The following is an 18,191-nucleotide window of genomic DNA, read 5'->3' on the forward strand; positions in this document are numbered from 1 at the left end:
ATGCAAGATGGCGGCTGTCGCGTTTTTCCGCTAACGCGGATACCCGAACGCGACAGCCTATGAACGAGCCTGCTTTGAGGACGCGTCCGCCGCCTTTTCGGCCACGGCTTCGGCGGCTTCCTGCTTCTCGCGCGCCAGCTTCTGCTTGACCTGATCGCGCTCGATCAGCCGGGCCGCCCAGATCGACACCTCGTAGAGCAGGATGGTCGGGATGGCCAAACCGATCTGGCTCATCGGATCAGGCGGCGTCAGCACCGCCGCGACGACGAAGGCGATGACGATCGCCCATTTGCGCTTCTCGGCCAGCGCCTTCGACGACAGCATGCCGACGCGCGTCATCAGGCTGGTCACCACCGGCAGCTGGAACACCAGGCCGAAGGAGAAGATCAGCGTCATGATCAGGCTGAGATATTCCGACACTTTCGGCAGCAGCGAAATCTGCACCTGGTCGTCGGTGCCGGCCTGCTGCATGGCGAGGAAGAACCACATCACCATCGGCGTGAAGAAGAAATAGACCAGCGACGCTCCCATCAGGAACAGGATCGGCGATGCGATAAGGAACGGCAGGAACGCGTTGCGTTCGTTCTTGTAGAGGCCTGGCGCGATGAATTTGTAGATCTGCGTGGCGATCAGCGGAAAGGCGATGACCATGCCGCCGAACATGGCGAGCTTGACCTGGGTGAAGAAGAATTCCTGCGGCGCCGTATAGATCAGCTCGACCTTGTGCGGATCGAGCCCGGCCCACTGCGTGGCCCACTTGAACGGAACGACCAAAAGATTGAACAGCTTCTTGGCAAAGAAGAAGCAGACGAGGAAGGCGACGAAGAAACCGCCTATCGACCAGATCAGCCGCCGGCGCAGTTCGATCAGATGCTCCATCAGCGGAGCCGACGACTTCTCGATCTCGTCCTTTTCGCTGTCCGTAATGCTCACTTGGCGGCCCCCGCCGTCTTCTTGGACGCGGGCTTCGTGGCCGGCGCAGGCTTCGGCTCAGCCTTTGCGACTGCCTTCGGTGCAGCAGCGGGCTTGGTGGCGGCTTTTCCAGGTGCAGCCTTGGCGGGCGCCGCTGACGGCTTGGCCGCAACCTTCGCCGCAGGCGCCGGCTTTGCCGGTGCTGCCTTGGCTGCCGCTGTTTTGGTTGCCGGGGCCTTTGATATCGCAGCCCCCTTGGCGCGCGCGTTTCGTGGCGCTGCCGTTGCTGCAGCCGGTGTCACCACCGCCTCGTCGGTCATCGCCGGAAGGATCGGCGCCGCCGGCGCTGTTTCCGGTCCGTTGACACCCGGCATCACCGTTGCGCCGTTCTTGAGCGGCTCGGCCGCCTGTGGTGTTTCTGCCGCCGGCGTTGAGGGGTCGACGGCGGGCTTCGGCTTCATAACCGCATCGACGCCGGAGCGAACCTCGGCTGCCGCCTGTTCGAACGGATTGAGCTGCTTGCGGATTTCGGCCGCCGGATTGAGGCCGCGCAGCGTATCGACAGACTTCTTGACGTCGTCGAGCTCGGCTTCCTTCAACGCCTCGTTGAACTGCTTCTGGAAGTCGGAGGCCATGGCACGCAGCTTCGCCGTCGTGCGGCCGAAGGTGCGCAGCATATTGGGCAAATCCTTGGGTCCGACGACCACGATCATGACGATCGCGATCACCAGCATTTCGGTCCAGCCGACTTCAAACATGGCAATCAGTTCCGACTAGTGCTTGTCGCCCAAAAGTGCGAAGCGGTTTTGGGACAACGACTTGCACAAAAGCAACAACCTTCGGCTCAGCTCTTGCTGGCCTTTTCCTTCACTGCCGAAACGGTCTCGTCGGGGCGGTGCTCGACGGTGCGCTTGTCATCGGCGGTGTCGTCGTCGGCCATGCCCTTCTTGAAACTCTTGATGCCCTTGGCCATGTCGCCCATCAGCTCGGGAATCTTGCCGCGGCCGAACACCAGCAGCACGATCACCAGCACGATCATCCAGTGCCAAATCGAAAATGAACCCATTGTAACTCTCTCTCGAATGTTTTCCCTGGCGATGATCTATGCGTTTTCGCGTTGGGATTCAAACACAACAGCGACAAAGTTTATGAAGGCGCGGCTTATGTCACGCATTTTCGGCAAAGCCGCCCGCTACCAATCGGCGCATCTACCGCAGCAATGCAGCTTTTTGACAGCGGCTTGCGGTCAATCTTCCGTGACGCGCGGCGTCAGCAGGCCGAGTTCCTCGAGATCGATGTCGGTCAACGCATCCTCGTCTTCGGTCAGCGCGTCCGGATCGGCCGGCGGCAACGGGATGGCGAAATTCGACGGCATGCGGCCGGAGAGCAGCCCTGCCCCCTTCAGTTCGTCCATGCCGGGAAGATCGCGGATCTCCTCCAGTGCGAAATGGTCGAGGAAAGTGTCTGTCGTGCCGTAGGTGACGGGACGGCCGGGCGTGCGGCGGCGGCCGCGCATGCGCACCCATTCCGTTTCGAGCAGCGTATCCAGCGTGCCCTTCGAGGTCTCGACGCCTCTGATGTCCTCGATCTCGGCGCGCGTCACCGGCTGGTGGTAGGCGATGATCGCCAGCACTTCGAGCGCCGCGCGCGACAGCTTGCGCTGCTGCACCGTGTCGCGGCTCATCAGGAAGGCGAGATCGCCGGCGGTACGGAAAGCCCAGGCATCGCCGACCCGGACCAGATTGACGCCGCGCCGCGCATAGATCTGCTGCAGCTCAGCCATGGCAGCGGCAATGCTGATGCCGTCGGGCAATCTGGCTGCGAGCTGCTTTTCGCTGACCGGCTCGGCGCTGGCGAACACGATCGCCTCGGCCATGCGTATGGCTTCGGCCATGTGCAGCCGTTCGCCAGGATTCAGAAGCAGGGTATCAGTCGGGTCCTGGGCGATAATGCCCTCCTCGGTCTCTTCTTCAACCTTGAACGGAATGACCGAAGCGTTGGCGCGTTCGCTCATGATGCCACCTCGACTGCCTTGATTGGCTGCGCGCGGCCGCGCAGATAGAGCGGCGCGAACACCTGGTCCTGCCGCATTTCGATGCTGCCTTCGCGCACCAGTTCCAGCGACGCCGCGAACGAGCTGGCGATCGCGGTACGCCGTTCGTCCGGGCTGGTCAGGTAATTGATCAGATAGCTGTCCAGCGCCGTCCAGTCGCGCAGCGAGCCGATCAGCCGGGTCAGGATATCGCGCGCATCCTTGAGCGACCACACGCCACGCCGGGCAATTGTCACATTGGTGATCGCCTGCTTCTGGCGCTGCTGCGCATAGGCGGTGAGCAAATCGTAGAGCGAGGCCGAATAGGCGTTACGCTTCTCGACGATGACCATTTCAGGCATGCCGCGTGCAAACACGTCGCGGCCGAGCCGGTTGCGGTTGACCAGCCTTGCCGAGGCGTCGCGCATGGCCTCCAGACGCTTCAGCCGGAACTGCAGCACCGCGGCCAGTTCCTCGCCGCTTTCGCCTTCCTCGCCGGGCTGCTTGGGGATGAGGAGCTTCGACTTGAGGAAGGCCAGCCACGCCGCCATCACCAGGTAGTCGGCGGCAAGCTCAAGCCTCAGCGCCCTCGCCGTCTCGACGAAGGTCAGATATTGCTCGACCAGCGCCAAGATGGAAATCCGCGACAGATCGACCTTTTGGTTGCGGGCGAGATGCAGCAAGAGGTCGAGCGGACCTTCGAACCCGGCGACGTCGACGACAAGCGACGGGTCGCCGGTGACCCGTGAATCGTCGTTCTCGGCCCACAGACGGTCCATCGGTGCGGCCTTCGCAGCCTTGCTGTCCAATGTCTCCGCCACTTGTTCCTTTACCTCTGGTTAGAGCATGATGCCGAAAAGTGTGAAGCGGTTTTCGGACGACATCATGCTCTCTCCGTCTAATTTAGAGACGGATTCAGATTTCAGGTCGAACAGACCTGAAATCATCCGTCTCTAGGCTACCGCATCGAAATAGGTGGCAAACTCGGCGCGTATCTCGGTTTCGTCGGCCCGGTCGCGATCCCTTATATAGGTCAGCGCCCGCTTGGCGCGCTCCAGCGACGTCCCTTCAAGTCCCGTGGTTCGCGATGCGATGCCCGCCATCTCCTCGAAAACGCCATTGCAGTGAAGGACCAGATCGCAGCCCGCCGCAAGGATCGAGGCCGCCTTTGTCGGGAAATCCCCAGAAAGTGCCTTCATCGAGGTGTCATCGCTCATCAACAGCCCGTCGAAGCCGATCTCGCGGCGGATGATCTCGTCGATGACCTTGCCTGAGGTGGTCGCTGGGTTGTTCGGATCGATGGCGCTGTAGACGACATGCGCCGTCATCGCCATCGGCAGATGGCTAAGCTCGCGGAAAGGGGCGAAATCATGCCGCTGCAGGTCGCTCAGGGAGGCATCGACCACAGGCAGTTCGAAATGCGTGTCGGCAAAGGCGCGTCCATGGCCCGGGATGTGCTTCATGACCGGCAGCACGCCTCCCGACATCAGCCCTTCCGCTGCCGCGCGGCCGAGTTCGATGACCGGGCGCGGCTCCTTGCCATAGGCGCGCGCGCCGATGACGTCGCTGGCGCCCTCGATCGGCACGTCCAGCACCGGCAGGCAATCGGCCGAGATACCGTAGCGCAACAGGTCGAACGCGTGCAGCCGCGCCATCAGCCAGGCAGCGCGGGTGCCGGCATCATGGTCCTTGCGCCACAATGCGCCGAGCGCGCCGCCGGCGGGATAGTTCGGCGCCAGCGGCGGCCGCAGGCGCTGCACCCGGCCACCTTCCTGGTCGATGAACACCAGCGCATCGGACCGCCCGATACAGTCGCGCATTTCGGCGACCAGATCGCGGATCTGCTCGGTTTCGCCGATATTGCGCGCAAACAGGATGAAGCCCCACGGGCATTCATTGCGATAGAAACGGATTTCTTCGCGGGTCAGCGATTTCCCGGCACAGCCGAGGATCATGGATTTTGATTCGGTCATTCCACCAGTTTAGGGCTTCGCGCCGGCAAAGGGAATCTCCCCGGACGGCAAGCGCCTCAACCTCTCGCCCATCCACATGAAAAAGCCGGCGCGACCCTTGGGAACGCACCGGCTCTGATAATTGGATCCGGCCTTACCGCGACACGAAGCAGTTGCCGCCGGCAGCCTTGTAGCTGGTGCACAGATTGATCGCATCGTTGCGCGATTGCGCAGGCACCCGGACACGGTAGAAGGTGCCCTTGCCGGCGATCTCCGCCTTGACGATGTTGGCGGTGCGACCAGCGAGCACATTTCCATAGCGGCGCTGCAGGTCGGCGTAGTTGGCCTGGGCGCTTTCGACAGTCGGCTGCGAAGCGATCTGCATCGACCACGAACCGCCCGATGTCGAAGCCGTCGCCGGGATGGAGGCAACCTGGTCGGGCTTGACCTCGCCGACCACGTCGACCGGCTGGTCGGACGGGCGCTGCGGCGCCACGGCAACCGTCTGCGGCGTGTTGGCGGACTGGGTCTCAGCCTTCGGCGCAGCCGCCGGCTTCACCGGCTTGACCGGCTTGGCGGTCTCGGCACTTGCCTGGTCGCTATTTGCCTGATCGGCAGGCGCCACGGTGCCGGTCTGCTCGGCATCGGCCGAAGGGGCGACGTGCTGCGGCGCCGGGTCAAGCGGCTCAGTCGCCGCAACCTGCGGCGCGGCCGGCGTCGAGTCCTCGCGTGCCACCAACGAGCCGTCGGGCTTGACCACCATGGTCCGCACCTTGCGCGGGGCAACGGCGACCGTATCGGGGTTCTTCTCGGCTTCCTGCAGCACCTGCGCAATGCGGTCCTCGGATTTTGGCGCCGGCGCGACAGCCGCGTCGGGGTTGCCGGCAGCGTCGGGGTTGACGGCAGCTTCGGGGTTGCCGGCAGCGTCGGGGCCTGGGGCAGTATCGTCGGGCGACAGATCGACGACGCGGCTTTCAGGCTCCTGCGCCTTCACATCGACCGGCTCTTCGGTGTTGGTGACCAGCTTCTCCTGAACCGGCTCGGCCGGCTTGGTGCCCTTGGCGACCGCATCATAAACCTTGTTGTCCTGGTTCGGCACCACGGCGCCGCCCGGATTTTCGGGCTTGACCTTGATCGGCCTGTTGTCGGCTTTGACAATGACCGGCGCATCGCTGCCGCCCTTGCCGCCGAACGACAAGGCGAAGGCGCCAAGGCCGCCGGCAATCGCAACCGCAGCAACGACCCCCGCGACCAGCAGGCCGCTCCTGCGCGGCCGTGCGGCTTCCTGCTCGGCGAGGCCCGGCACCGCCATTGCCTCGTCCAGATCCGGATCGTAGTCGAGTTCGTCGACCGCGAAATCGTCGGCCTGCGAAACCGGCTGGCTGCCGGGCAGATCGTCCATGTCGAAGCCGCCGGCGGCATCGGCGTGGTGAGCTTGCGTGGCTGCAAGCACTTCGGCTGGCCGCGCCGCATAGGCGCGCTGGTCGAGCTCGTGGCCCGAACTGAAGCTGGAACTGTAGGAATCGTCATCATAGCCGGCACTGCGTGCGGCAGTGGGCGGCGCCACTTCCACCGCGTTCATGTCGTTGAGCATGCCGGCGAATTCGGCGTCGATGTCGTCATAGGCGGCCGGCTCGTCTTGCTCGAAGCTGAGTTCTGGAATGTCGAGGTCGTCGGCAATCGCCACCACACGCTCCGGCACATCGACCGTCTCGACATCCGGCATCTCGTCATAGGCCTGAGGCGGCGCCTGGCGCGATGGCGTCGGCGCCACATAGGCAGCAGCGGCAACCGGCTGGTCGCGATAGCTTGGCGCTGCCGCCGGCGGCATGGACGGCTTTTCTGCAAAAGAAGCTTGCGGCTGCGCTGCAAAAGAAGGTTGCGGCTGCGCTGCAAAGGAAGGCTGGGCCGGGGTGGGAGTCACGCGGCTCCACGAACGCGCCGGCTCCGGCGGCGACGAGCGCCAATCGCCAGCGACCGGTGCTGCCGTATCGTCATGACCGAGATCGATGCCCTTGGCCAGCGCCGCGTCGAAGGCGTGATCATCGAACTCGATCTCGGGCACATGGCCTTCAAGTTCGCCGGCAAGCAGATCGTCGAAATCGGCATCGTCCGCCTGGGCCTCCTGAGGAGCCGGCGCGTGTTCGTCCAGGTCCCAGTCGAGATTATCGACCGGAGCGACCGGCGTCGCGACGGACCGCTGCACCGGGGCAACCGGCTCATAAGTCCTGGTGGGCTCGATGGCGGCAGCCCTGGTGGGCTCGGTGACCACCGGAATCGGGGCGACTGGCGCCGGGCGTGGTGTGGTCATGGCGCCAAGCAGCGCGTTGAGTTCATCTTCCAACGTCCGTTCGTCAGCGACCGGAGCGGCCGGGGTCGCCATATTGGTAGGCGCCACATAGGTTGGTGCGACCGAAGTTGGCTGAACCGGAGCGGGTGCGGTCTCGGCCACCGGCTCGTGATCGGCAAGCGCATCATCGATGCTCAGATCGAAATCGTCGAATGCTTCGTGCGCAGTCTCATGAGAGGGGCTGGCCTCCACGGTCCAGGCCGGCGTCTCGTCCACTTCCGGCGCATCCATCTCAACCGGCGCGCTGGCCTGCAGATCGCTGACATCCAGATCGCGCTCTTCCGGATCCTCGGCCTCAACAGGCTGAGCCTCGAAAGCCTGAGGCTCGAAATGCTCGGCCGCAAAATCCTGGGCTGCAAAATCCTGGGCTGCAAAATCCTGGGCCGCAAAGTCCATGTCGACATCGGCCATCGCGTCATCGAAATGACCCGCAAAATCCTCGTCGGCAACAGCGTGGTCGGCGGAGCCGACGGCGTCGAAGGTATGGATCGGCGCCTCGGCTACTGGCGCGGCATACTGGTCCTGCGCCGGCGCAGGACCGTCCAGCGTCAGCTCGTCTTCCAGCGACATCGAGACGGCATTGTCGAAATCATCGTCGAACGCGAGATCGTCGGCAGGCGCAGCAGCAACCTGCGCGACATCTGCGGCATGGGCGACGGTCGCATCGTCATCGAGCAGCAACCCCTGCTCGAGCGAAGCGGCAAGCTCGTCATCCATCGGCAGGTCGTCTTCGAGCGGCGATACGTTTTCCAGTGAACTGGCCACGGCATTGTCGAAATCGTCATCGAATGCAGCTTCGTCGAATGCGGGCTCGGCAAACCAAGGTTCGGCAACCGAGGGTTCAACGCGAGCAGCCGCAGCCTGCGGGGCAGCGCCGAAATCCAGATCGGCGGCATCGTCGAAGACGAAATCATATTCCAGCGAAGCAGCCAGCGCATCGTCCATCGCGGCATCGGTGGTTTCGAAAGCCGGCTCGCGAATCTCGGCAGCAGGTTCGTAGGGCTCAGCGGCAGGCTGGTGAACCTCGGGAGCTGGCTGGCTGGCCTCCATGGAACCGACTTCATCGCCGAATTCGCCCATCAACTCCTTCTCGAGGTCGATGTCGAAATCGCCCTCGTCCGCAGCCGTCTCGACGGCTGGCGCCTGCGGCTTGACCGGCTGGCGCGGATCGAAACCCATGATCCTGGTCAGTTCAGCGAACGGATCATCTTCGGCGATGTCGTTGTTGTCGGCTACTCTCAGCTGGGTTCTGTCTGCCATTATTGTTCCCGAACTCGCACTCATTCGGACGCCATGGACGTCGCGTAGGGTTGGCCCTTACCAGCGCAATGTGGGCAAATGGTGACAGGTGTTTTGGTTAAACCTAACGCATCTCAGTGGGCGCATCAGCCCCAATCAGCGTCAGGCCGGAGGTCAAAACATCCGAAACAGCCTGCACCAGCCCTAGTCTGGCATGAGTCAATTGTCGGTCGTTAACCTTAACAAAACGTAAGTCGGCATTCTCGGTGCCCCGATTCCAGTGTCCATGGAAGCTGGAAGCCAGATCGTAGAGGTAGAATGCCAGCCGGTGCGGCTCCAGCGCAAGGGCCGCAGATTCGACCAGCCGGGGATATTCAGCCAGCTTCCGGATCAGGCCGATCTCGCCCTCATCGGTGAGCGACGCCGAGGCCGCGGCCAGGCTGTTGCGGTCGAAATTGGCCTCGCCCAGTTGCTCGCTCGCCTGCCGGAACACCGAATGACAGCGCGCCGAAGCGTACTGCACGTAGAACACGGGATTGTCCTTGGACTGTTCGGTGACCTTGGCGAAATCGAAGTCGAGCGGCGCGTCGCTCTTGCGGTAGAGCATCATGAAGCGGATCGCATCGCGGCCCACCTCCTCCACCGCTTCGCGCAAGGTCACGAAGTCGCCCGACCGCTTCGACATCCGAATCGGTTCGCCATCGCGAAACAGCTTCACCAGATTGCACAGCAGCACCGTGAGTTGCAGCTTCAGATCATCGCCTGCAATCGCCCGCGCCAGCGCTTCCAGCCGCTTGACGTAGCCGCCATGGTCGGCGCCCAGCACATAGATCAGGCCGACGAAACCGCGGTCGACCTTGTCCTTGAGATAGGCGACGTCGGCGGCGAAATAGGTGAACGAGCCGTCGGACTTGACCAGCGCCCGGTCCATGTCGTCGCCGACCGCCGTCGAGCGAAACAGCGTCTGCTCGCGGTCTTCCCAGTCGTCCGGCTTCTCGCCCTTGGGCGGCGGTAGCTTGCCCTTGTAGATATGGCCTTTCAGCGTCAGATCGTTGATCGCCGAGCGGATTTTTTTGGCATTGTCGGCATGCAGAGTGCGCTCGGAGAAGAAAACGTCGTGATGCACATTGAGCAACGCCAGATCCTCGCGGATCATCACCATCATGGCGTCGATCGTGCGGTCCTTGACGATTGCCAGCGACTCATCGTCGGGCATCTGCAAGAGCTTGCGGCCAAATTCGGCAGCCAGCGCCTGACCGACCGGCACAAGGTAATCGCCGGGATAGAGGCCGGCCGGTATCTCGCCAATGTCGTCGCCCAGCGCTTCGCGGTAGCGCAGGAAGGCCGAACGCCCGAGCACGTCGATCTGCGCGCCGGCGTCGTTGATGATGTATTCCTTGGTGACGTCATAGCCGGCGAAGGCCATCAGATTGGCGAGCGTGTCGCCGACAACCGCGCCCCGGCAATGGCCGACATGCATCGGCCCGGTCGGATTGGCCGAGACATATTCGACATTGGTCTTCTTGCCGCCACCAATGGTCGAGCGGCCGTAGTTTTGCCCCTCGCCGAGCACCGCGGTCAGATGTGCCTGCCAGAAAGCGTCCTTGAGCCGGAGATTGACGAAGCCGGGACCGGCGACGTCGGCTTCGGCAACATCGGCGTCGCTGCGCAGCACTTCCACCAGCCGCTCGGCCAGCGCCCGCGGGTTGTGCCCTGTCGGCTTGGCCAGTACCATCGCCGCATTGGTGGCGAGATCGCCATGGCTGGCGTCGCGCGGCGGCTCGACGGCGATGCGCGACAGGTCGGGCGAAACTCCATTACTGTCTTTCAAATCAAGCGCTTCGACGGCTTTTGTGATTCGCGCGCTGAAATCGGCGAAGATGTTCATGGGTCTTGCTCTGGCGGACTGTGCAGGGGAACCGGCTCATTGGCCGGCAAATCGCGCCCGCCCTAGCTTAAATCGGGCGTATGGTCAAACAGACGGCGGTGTTCCTTCAAGGCGTAGGTATCCGTCATCCCCGCCAGGAAATCGGCGACGCTGCGCGCCCTGATGCGGTCCTCCGCCCGGTCGAGCCCCTCCCGCCAGCCGTCCGGCATGGCGCGCGGATCGGCGAAATAGACATCGAACAGGTCGCGCACGATCTGCTCGGCCTGGGTGCGAACGCGCATCACCTCGTCATGCCGGTAGAGGTGCTTGTAGAGAAAGGTCTTCAATTCCTTCTCGGTCGCCGCCACGTCAGCGGAAAAGGTCACCATCGTTTCGCCCGCCGCCCGCACCGCTTCGGCGCTGTCAGGCTTGATGCGCTCAAGATTGGCGGTGGTGGAAACAATGACATCCTCGACCATCATCGTGATCTGCCGGCGCATCAGCTCATGGCCGGTGCGCACATCGTCCAGGCCCGGATAGCGCGCGCGCACGCTTGCCAGGATCGATCCCGGCAGCGCCACCGTTTCCAGCATGTCCAAGGTCAGGAAGCCGGAGCGCAGGCCGTCGTCGATGTCATGGGTGTTGTAGGCGATATCGTCGGCGATCGCAGCACATTGCGCCTCGATGCCGGCGAAATGGTCGAGTTCGAGGTCGTGCAGCTCGGAATAGTCGCGGATCGCCTGCGGCACCGGGCCTTTGAGCCCTTTTCCCTTGGCGTCGGTCAGCGGGCCATTGTGCTTCACCAGGCCTTCCAGCGTTTCCCAGGTCAGGTTCAGCCCGTCGAACTCGGCATAACGCCGCTCCAGCCGCGTCACCACGCGCAGCGACTGCGCATTGTGGTCGAAGCCGCCCCATTGGGCCATCCGCTCGTTCAGCGCGTCCTCGCCGGTATGGCCGAACGGCGTGTGACCGAAATCGTGCACCAAGGCGACCGCCTCGGCCAGATCCTCGTCGCCGCGCAGCGCTCGCGCCAGAGCCCGCGCAATCTGCGCCACCTCGATCGAATGCGTCAGCCGGGTGCGATAGTGGTCGCCTTCATGGGCGACGAACACCTGCGTCTTGTGCTTCAGGCGGCGGAAGGCAGTCGAATGAATGATACGGTCGCGGTCGCGCTGGAATGGCGTGCGAGTCGGGCTCTCGACCTCGTCATAGAGCCGCCCGCGCGACCTGGCTGGGTCGCTGGCATAGGCCGCGCGCGGCCGATAGCCGAACCCAATGTCGCCAAGCTCATTTGTCATGGCTGATGCCGCCGCAGTTGACTTGCCCCTTCCCGCTTCATACCTATCATGTGAAACCGAAAGCAAGGTGACGCCCATGGGCGCTGATGCCAAGACTGCCATGAAAGTCGAGATGACCGGCGCCGCCGCCAGGCGGATTGCGAAAATCGTCTCTGGCGAGGCCGGCAAGACGGCGCTGCGCGTCTCCGTAGAGGGCGGCGGCTGCTCCGGCTTTTCCTACAAGTTCGACCTGGTCGATACGCGCAATGACGACGACGTCGCCATCGAAAAGGACGGCGCCACCGTGCTGATCGACGATTTGTCGCTGGTCTATATGGGCGGCTCGGTGATCGACTTCGTCGACGATCTGATGGGCCAATCGTTCCAGATCCGCAACCCCAATGCAGTCGCCTCCTGCGGCTGCGGCACCAGTTTCTCCATCTAGGCAGATGTCCGGCGTCGGCCCGGTCCGTCAGGTAGCACTGTCGGCCGGGCGCGACCTCGACGTCACGCTGGCCTTCTGGCGCGATGTGCTCGGCCTCAACGTTCACGCCCGCTACGATCCGCCGGGCATCGCCTTCATCATGGCCGGTGATATCAGGTTGCTGTTCACCGATGGCGTTCCGGCCGGCACCGTCTATCTCGATATAGCCGGGCTCGAAGCCTTCCACGCCGAGGCGAAAGCGTCCGGCGTTCCCTTCACCGCACCGCCGGCGCTCGTCCACAACGACACCGAAGGCACGTTCGGAACGGCGGGGGAAAGCGAGTGGATGGCCTTTCTAAAGGACCCGGCAGGCAATACGATCGGGCTTGTCGAACGTCTTTCGCCCGAACATCCCTGAGGCCGCCCATGAAAATCGTTACCTGGAACATAAACGGCATTCGCGCCCGCATCGGCAACCTCACCCACTGGCTGAGCGAAAGCCAGCCCGACATCGTCTGCCTGCAGGAGATCAAGTCGGTCGACGAGCAGTTCCCGCGCGCCGAGATCGAGGCGCTTGGCTACAACGTGGAAACCCATGGCCAGAAGGGCTTTAACGGCGTCGCCCTACTGTCGAAACTTCCGTTCGACGAGGTTATCAGAGGCCTGCCCGGTGATGACGCCGACGAGCAAGCGCGCTTCATCGAGGGCGTGTTCTCGACCGACCAGGGCGCGCTGCGCGTCGCCTCGCTCTATCTGCCCAACGGCAATCCCATCGATGACGAGAAGAAATTTCCTTACAAGCTGGCCTGGATGGAGCGGCTGCATCGCTGGGCCGAGCAGCGGCTGCTTCTGGAGGAGGCGCTGGTGCTGGCCGGCGACTACAATGTCATCCCCGAGCCGGTCGATGCGCGCTTCCCCGAGAACTGGCTTGGCGATGCGCTGTTCCAGCCGCAGACCCGGCAGGCCTTCCGGCGACTGAAGAATCTCGGCTTTACCGAGGCGGTGCGCGCCGTCACCGATGCCGCCGACGTCTACACCTTCTGGGATTACCAGGCCGGCGCCTGGCAGAAGAACAACGGCATCCGCATCGACCATCTGCTGTTGTCACCCGAAGCGGCCAACCGCTTTTCCTCGGCCTCGATCGAAAAGCATGTGCGCGCCTGGGAAAAGCCTTCCGACCACGTGCCGGTGGCGATCGATCTGGCGCTGCTGCCGGCTTGATATCAGCCGAAACCCTGATGTCGCCACAATCGCGCCATTCAGTCAGAGATCAGCATGGCGGCTGGGGTTCCATGGCACTACGATTCCTCCTTTGTCCAATCGGCCTGGCATTTGCCATGGCCTCCCCTGCAGCGGCACTTGCCGACCAGCAGTGCCTGGCCAATGGCAAGTCCTACCAGGTCGGCCAGGTCACCTGCCTGACGGTTTCAGACAAGAGCCATATGGCCCGCTGCGACCTGGTGCTCAACAACACCTCATGGACCAAGATCGGCGACAGCTGCCCCGACAGCACGATGAAGCCGCATCTGCACGTCACGCCGATCTCGATGCCGGTACACAGAGCGGCGCCGGCGGAACTCACCGAGAACTGATGGATGTGAGCTAATCTCCCCCCTTGAGGGGGAGATGGCCGGCAAGCCAGAGGGGGGCGCGAAGAAACGCGACCTTTCGGTCAAACAAGCTCACCCTCTCAGTCCAACCCGGGCAAACTTTAGTCAACTGAAATGCCAGCGGGACAGCGCCCCCCTCTGCCCTGCCGGGCATCNCCTCCACTGTCGCAAGAGAGAAGGCCGCGCCTAGTCGAACCGACCCCTCTGCCCTGCCGGGCATCTCCCCCTCAAGGGGGGAGATTGGCAATTTCACTGGTCGCCGCCGCCCTTGGTCAGGATGTCGTCGGCAAGCGAAATGGCAGTGCGACGGTCGGCTTCGCCGGCGGCGGCAAATGCCTCTTCCTGCATGCCGCGGATCCACGGCTGGTCGCTCGGCGAGGCGCGTTCGAGCGCGGCGGTCATCATGGCCAGCCCGCGCACGATCTTGCCGCTCTGGAACAGAAGATTGCCGAGCGTCGCCTGGGCGCCGGCATGGCCTTTTTCGGCGGCGAGCTGGAACCAGCGGCCGGCCTGCTTGACGCTGGCCTTGACGCCGCCCTCGCCCTTCAAAAACATCTGGCCCATCTCGAACTGAGCGTTCGGGTTGCGGTAATTGGCGGCCGCGCGCATGTAATATTCCTGCGCCGCGACCTCGTTTTCCTCGACCGGGCTGCCGGGGATGCCTGTCCGGAGATAGTCGCCCAGCGCCACCAGCGCGTCGGAGACATAGCTTTCCTCCGGCGATCCCGGCTCGACATCCTGATCGACGATCTCGGAGAAGAATTTGAAGGCCGCATAGTCGTCGCGCGTCACGCCGTCGCCTTCGGCGTACATGCGCGCGAGCTTCCAGGTGGCGCCGATCTGGCCGTTCTCGGCGGCGTATTTATAGGCCTCGACCGCCTGTTCCTTGTGGCCGCTCTTGTAAGCGGAGAAGCCGAACTGGAACACGGCCCATGGGCTCGATTGCGGCTTCACGCCGGTCTTGTCGTCGAACACCTTGTCGTCGAAGGCCATGGCCTGGCCCACGGCGCCAAAGATCGCAACAGCGACCAGTGCCGGAAGGACAGACGACCTCAACAACTCAGATATCCGCATAGCAATGTGTTTCTTTGGCACCGCCCGGATGGGTGACCGCGCCGTCGCGGGCAGGCCCTACCGTCTGTGCGTATTTCCAGATCGCGCCCGACTGATAGTCGGTCGTGCGCGCCTTCCAGGCCTTCGCCCGCGTTGCCAGTTCGGCCTCGGACAGGTCGACCTCGATCGTGCCTTTGGTTGCATCGATCGAAATCACATCGCCGTCTTTCAAGAGCCCGATCGGGCCGCCCACGGCAGCTTCGGGCCCGACATGGCCGATGCAGAAACCGCGCGTTGCGCCCGAGAAACGACCGTCGGTGATGAGAGCGACCTTGCCGCCCATGCCCTGGCCGTAGAGCGCCGCCGTCGTCGACAGCATCTCGCGCATGCCCGGGCCGCCGCGCGGACCTTCGTAACGGATGACGAGAACCTCGCCTTCCCGGTAGTTGCGGTGCGTGACCGCCTCGAAACATTCCTCTTCCGAATCGAAACACCGTGCCGGACCTGAGAATTTCAGCTCCGTCATGCCCGCGACCTTCACGATCGCGCCTTCGGGGGCAAGGTTGCCCTTCAACCCCACGACACCGCCGGTTTGGGTGATTGGTCGGTTGGCGGGACGGACCACATCCTGGCTATCATTCCAGGCAACATGCTCCATGTTTTCGGCCAAAGTACGGCCAGTCACGGTCATGCAGTCGCCATGGAGATAGCCGTGGTCGAGCAGCGTCTTCATCAACAGCGGAATGCCGCCGGCCTCGAACATGTCCTTGGCGACATATTTGCCGCCCGGCTTGAGGTCGGCGATGTAGGGCGTCTTCTCGAAAATCGCGGCAACGTCGAACAGGTCGAACTTGATGCCTGCCTCATGCGCGATCGCCGGCAGGTGCAAAGCCGCATTGGTCGAGCCGCCGGTGGCCGAGACCACGGTCGCCGCATTCTCCAGCGCCTTCAGCGTGACGATGTCGCGCGGCCGGATGTTCTTGGCGATCAGCTCCATGATCTTTTCGCCGGAGGCGAAATTGAAGCGGTCGCGCATCTCGTAAGGCGCCGGCGCGCCGCAGGAATAGGGCAGCGCGAGGCCAATCGCCTCGGCGACGGTGGCCATGGTGTTGGCTGTGAACTGGGCCCCGCAGGAGCCGGCGGACGGACACGCCGCCTGCTCGATCTCGAGCAGTTCGGCATCGCTGACCGTGCCGACCGAATGCTGGCCGACTGCTTCGAACACGTCCTGCACAGTGATCTGGCGGCCGCGATAGGAGCCCGGCAGGATCGAGCCGCCATAGATGAAGATCGACGGCACGTTGAGCCGCACCATGGCCATCATCATGCCGGGCAGCGACTTGTCGCAGCCGGCAAGGCCGACCAGCGCATCGTAGCAATGGCCCCGCATGGTGAGTTCGACCGAATCGGCAATGACATCGCGCGACACCAGCGACGACTTCATGCCCTGGTGCCCCATGGCGATGCCGTCGGTGACGGTGATGGTGCAGAATTCGCGCGGCGTGCCGTTGGCTGCGGCGACGCCCTTCTTGACCACTTGCGCCTGGCGCATCAGCGAGATGTTGCAAGGCGCCGCTTCGTTCCAGCAGGAGGCGACGCCGACCAGCGGCTGTGCGATCTCGGCGGCAGACAGGCCCATGGCATAGAGATACGAACGGTGCGGCGCACGCGCCGGACCGACGGTCACATGGCGGCTCGGCAGCTTGGCCTTGGAAATGACTCTGGCGTCCATACTCTTCCTTGCCGCGGGCGGTGCGGCCTGCCCCATCGCCGAGCCTTCTGGCGCGTGTCCCGAGACAAATTCGAGGTGCGCCGGGTTTATGGCGGGAAATGGGCAATTTGGTCTGGCGGAGTTGTAGCGCGGGGGTTGTTCAGAAACTGTTGCCAAAACGTCACAATCGCGAGAGGCGACGCCAGTGCGGCGTATCTGCAACGCTGGCGCGCCCGCCAGCGCAGGGCCAACTCTGTCCGAAAAACGTAAAAGGCCGGGCAACGCCCGGCCTTTTACCTGTATTTTCAGAAGCTTAGAACCTAATTTTAACACCGCCCGAAATGGCCGTGATCAGATCGTTGCCAAAGTCGTAGGTTGCGTCTGCACCAACGACTTTGCCGTTCTCGCCAATCATTATGCCGGAGTGACCGCTGGTCAGCACGCCGATTGCACCGCCCAACCGAACCTCGATGTTGGGCTGTGGCGTATAAGCGACGCCGCCACCCAGCGTCCAGGTATCGGACTGCGAACCATAGCCATGCGAGGTGCCGCGATCCCAGGAAATCTGGGCCGCACCGCTCCACTGATCGTTGAACTTGTGGCCGACTCCACCTGAAACGGTCCAGCCGTCGCGATACATCAGGTCAAGCGAGGTGACCTCTCCCGGACCATTGGTGTAGCAAAGTGACGATGGAGCAATCGTCGGGCAGATCGGAACGCTCTGCAGCACACTCCAGTTCACCCATTTGATCGAACCGAAGGCTAGCCATCCTGGAGCGATACCCGACTGCAATTTCAACTCCACGGTATCAGGCATGTACTGCGTTGAGCCGTAGATCGGGATAACGCCTTGGCCGACACTGGTGAGATCGAGTTCACCTGAGAGATTGTCGAGCTTGACTTTCGAATTGTAGACGAGGCTCGCGCGCAACGCGATGTCGGGGATTTCGTAGGCAACGCCGGCGCGCCAGCCCCAGCCGTTAGCCTCCAGATCGACACGACCTGTCAATACCGGGAAAACGCTTACCAAGCTTTCTTTGAAGCCCCCTATGTCCTGGTAAAACAACCCGCCGATAAAACGAAGCTGGCCCTTACCAGCATCAAATTTATATGAGCATGTACCGGCGTAGTTGTTGCTCTTGATATCGGTTTCCGTGTTGGAAAGCGCACCGTTCCATATACCAGGTGCTGTATGCGCACCCCAAGGCTGCGAATAGTCGACCATGCAGTCGACGCCCTGCACAACCTGAACCTTCATTCCTATGTGCGGTATCCAGTAACCCTCGGCTCCGTCGGCCGTCGTGCCAAGACCTAGGTTGGCGCCGTTCGGACCGGCCGCATTCTTGAACTTGCGATCCGGCATGACATAGGTCGCTTCAGCTTCCGTCGCAAACGGCGCTGGGTCGAAAAGCAGGTCGATGTCGTAGCCACCACGCTCCAGACCGCCGGCACGCGCCGGATGCATCGCGGAACCAATCAAAGCCAGCGAAAAACACCCCGCCCCCAGCAGTGTTTTCAAACGCAAATTGTTCATGGATGTCCTCCCCGAAATACAGTGCATCAAGCTAGAACCAATTCGGGTTAACGGTGCAACAATGAATTCACATAGCGTACATGTACACTCTTGCGGACCGCATTTCGAACACAGTGGCGGCTTGGCCGGTAGGTTCGAAAATGACCATTTGGGCGGCAGACTGGGGAACAACTCAGAAAAAACCGCTCAAAACGGCACCAAAGCCGGCTATTTTGCCGGCATTCGGCCCC

The 18,191-nt window shown here is 62.9% G+C and carries 16 protein-coding genes; 4 read left to right on the forward strand and 12 right to left on the reverse strand.

Annotated elements, in window-relative coordinates:
* Nucleotides 1-57 precede the first annotated feature (57 nt).
* From tatC to X726_RS165240, 9 genes are all read right to left on the reverse strand, one after another.
* Nucleotides 58-933 (reverse strand): twin-arginine translocase subunit TatC, encoded by an 876-nt coding sequence (gene tatC / locus X726_RS165280; RefSeq protein WP_023667686.1) that lies wholly within the window; start codon nucleotides 931-933, stop codon nucleotides 58-60.
* Complete coding sequence (tatB, locus tag X726_RS165275) at nucleotides 930-1,670, reverse strand: Sec-independent protein translocase protein TatB (RefSeq protein WP_023667687.1); 741 nt, start codon at nucleotides 1,668-1,670, stop codon at nucleotides 930-932. The genes tatC and tatB overlap by 4 nt, the downstream gene beginning before the upstream one ends.
* Nucleotides 1,671-1,756: 86 nt before the next feature.
* Entirely contained in the window at nucleotides 1,757-1,978 is a 222-nt protein-coding gene (locus X726_RS165270) for a twin-arginine translocase TatA/TatE family subunit (RefSeq protein ID WP_023667688.1), read from the reverse strand.
* Between the two features lie 180 nt (nucleotides 1,979-2,158).
* A complete protein-coding gene (scpB, locus tag X726_RS165265; protein ID WP_023667689.1) occupies nucleotides 2,159-2,926 on the reverse strand; it encodes an SMC-Scp complex subunit ScpB in 768 nt (255 codons plus the stop codon).
* Nucleotides 2,923-3,723, reverse strand: coding sequence for a ScpA family protein (locus tag X726_RS165260; RefSeq protein ID WP_023667690.1), 801 nt, complete (start codon nucleotides 3,721-3,723; stop codon nucleotides 2,923-2,925). The genes scpB and X726_RS165260 overlap by 4 nt, the downstream gene beginning before the upstream one ends.
* 174 nt (nucleotides 3,724-3,897) lie before the next feature.
* On the reverse strand, nucleotides 3,898-4,917 hold the full coding sequence (gene nagZ, locus X726_RS165255) for a beta-N-acetylhexosaminidase (RefSeq protein WP_023667692.1): 1,020 nt from the start codon (nucleotides 4,915-4,917) through the stop codon (nucleotides 3,898-3,900).
* A 133-nt stretch (nucleotides 4,918-5,050) separates the two neighbouring features.
* Complete coding sequence (locus X726_RS165250) at nucleotides 5,051-8,506, reverse strand: SPOR domain-containing protein (RefSeq protein ID WP_023667693.1); 3,456 nt, start codon at nucleotides 8,504-8,506, stop codon at nucleotides 5,051-5,053.
* 103 nt (nucleotides 8,507-8,609) lie between these two features.
* Entirely contained in the window at nucleotides 8,610-10,373 is a 1,764-nt protein-coding gene (gene argS / locus X726_RS165245) for an arginine--tRNA ligase (RefSeq protein WP_023667694.1), read from the reverse strand.
* Between the two features lie 62 nt (nucleotides 10,374-10,435).
* Entirely contained in the window at nucleotides 10,436-11,650 is a 1,215-nt protein-coding gene (locus X726_RS165240; RefSeq protein WP_023667695.1) for a deoxyguanosinetriphosphate triphosphohydrolase, read from the reverse strand.
* Nucleotides 11,651-11,726: 76 nt separating this feature from the next.
* On the opposite strand from X726_RS165240, the gene erpA reads away from it, so the two are divergent.
* The 4 genes from erpA to X726_RS165220 all read left to right on the forward strand — a co-directional run bounded on the left by erpA (nucleotide 11,727) and on the right by X726_RS165220 (nucleotide 13,645).
* Nucleotides 11,727-12,074, forward strand: coding sequence for an iron-sulfur cluster insertion protein ErpA (gene erpA / locus X726_RS165235; RefSeq protein ID WP_031196640.1), 348 nt, complete (start codon nucleotides 11,727-11,729; stop codon nucleotides 12,072-12,074).
* A gap of 4 nt (nucleotides 12,075-12,078) precedes the next feature.
* Complete coding sequence (locus X726_RS165230) at nucleotides 12,079-12,471, forward strand: VOC family protein (protein WP_023667697.1); 393 nt, start codon at nucleotides 12,079-12,081, stop codon at nucleotides 12,469-12,471.
* A gap of 8 nt (nucleotides 12,472-12,479) precedes the next feature.
* Nucleotides 12,480-13,274: an exodeoxyribonuclease III gene (gene xth, locus X726_RS165225; protein WP_023667698.1), complete on the forward strand. Its 795-nt coding sequence runs from the start codon at nucleotides 12,480-12,482 to the stop codon at nucleotides 13,272-13,274.
* A 116-nt stretch (nucleotides 13,275-13,390) separates the two neighbouring features.
* Complete coding sequence (locus X726_RS165220; protein ID WP_245260192.1) at nucleotides 13,391-13,645, forward strand: hypothetical protein; 255 nt, start codon at nucleotides 13,391-13,393, stop codon at nucleotides 13,643-13,645.
* A gap of 267 nt (nucleotides 13,646-13,912) precedes the next feature.
* Here X726_RS165220 and X726_RS165210 read toward each other — a convergent pair whose 3' ends face one another.
* The 3 genes from X726_RS165210 to X726_RS165200 all read right to left on the reverse strand — a co-directional run bounded on the left by X726_RS165210 (nucleotide 13,913) and on the right by X726_RS165200 (nucleotide 17,961).
* Nucleotides 13,913-14,737, reverse strand: coding sequence for a tetratricopeptide repeat protein (locus X726_RS165210; protein WP_023667701.1), 825 nt, complete (start codon nucleotides 14,735-14,737; stop codon nucleotides 13,913-13,915).
* On the reverse strand, nucleotides 14,724-16,448 hold the full coding sequence (ilvD, locus tag X726_RS165205) for a dihydroxy-acid dehydratase (RefSeq protein ID WP_023667702.1): 1,725 nt from the start codon (nucleotides 16,446-16,448) through the stop codon (nucleotides 14,724-14,726). The genes X726_RS165210 and ilvD overlap by 14 nt, the downstream gene beginning before the upstream one ends.
* A gap of 292 nt (nucleotides 16,449-16,740) precedes the next feature.
* Nucleotides 16,741-17,961, reverse strand: coding sequence for an OmpP1/FadL family transporter (locus X726_RS165200; RefSeq protein WP_023667703.1), 1,221 nt, complete (start codon nucleotides 17,959-17,961; stop codon nucleotides 16,741-16,743).
* Between the last annotated feature and the right edge of the window lie 230 nt (nucleotides 17,962-18,191).

The sequence above is a fragment of the Mesorhizobium sp. LSJC285A00 genome, assembly GCF_000503155.1.
Taxonomy (GTDB): domain Bacteria; phylum Pseudomonadota; class Alphaproteobacteria; order Rhizobiales; family Rhizobiaceae; genus Mesorhizobium.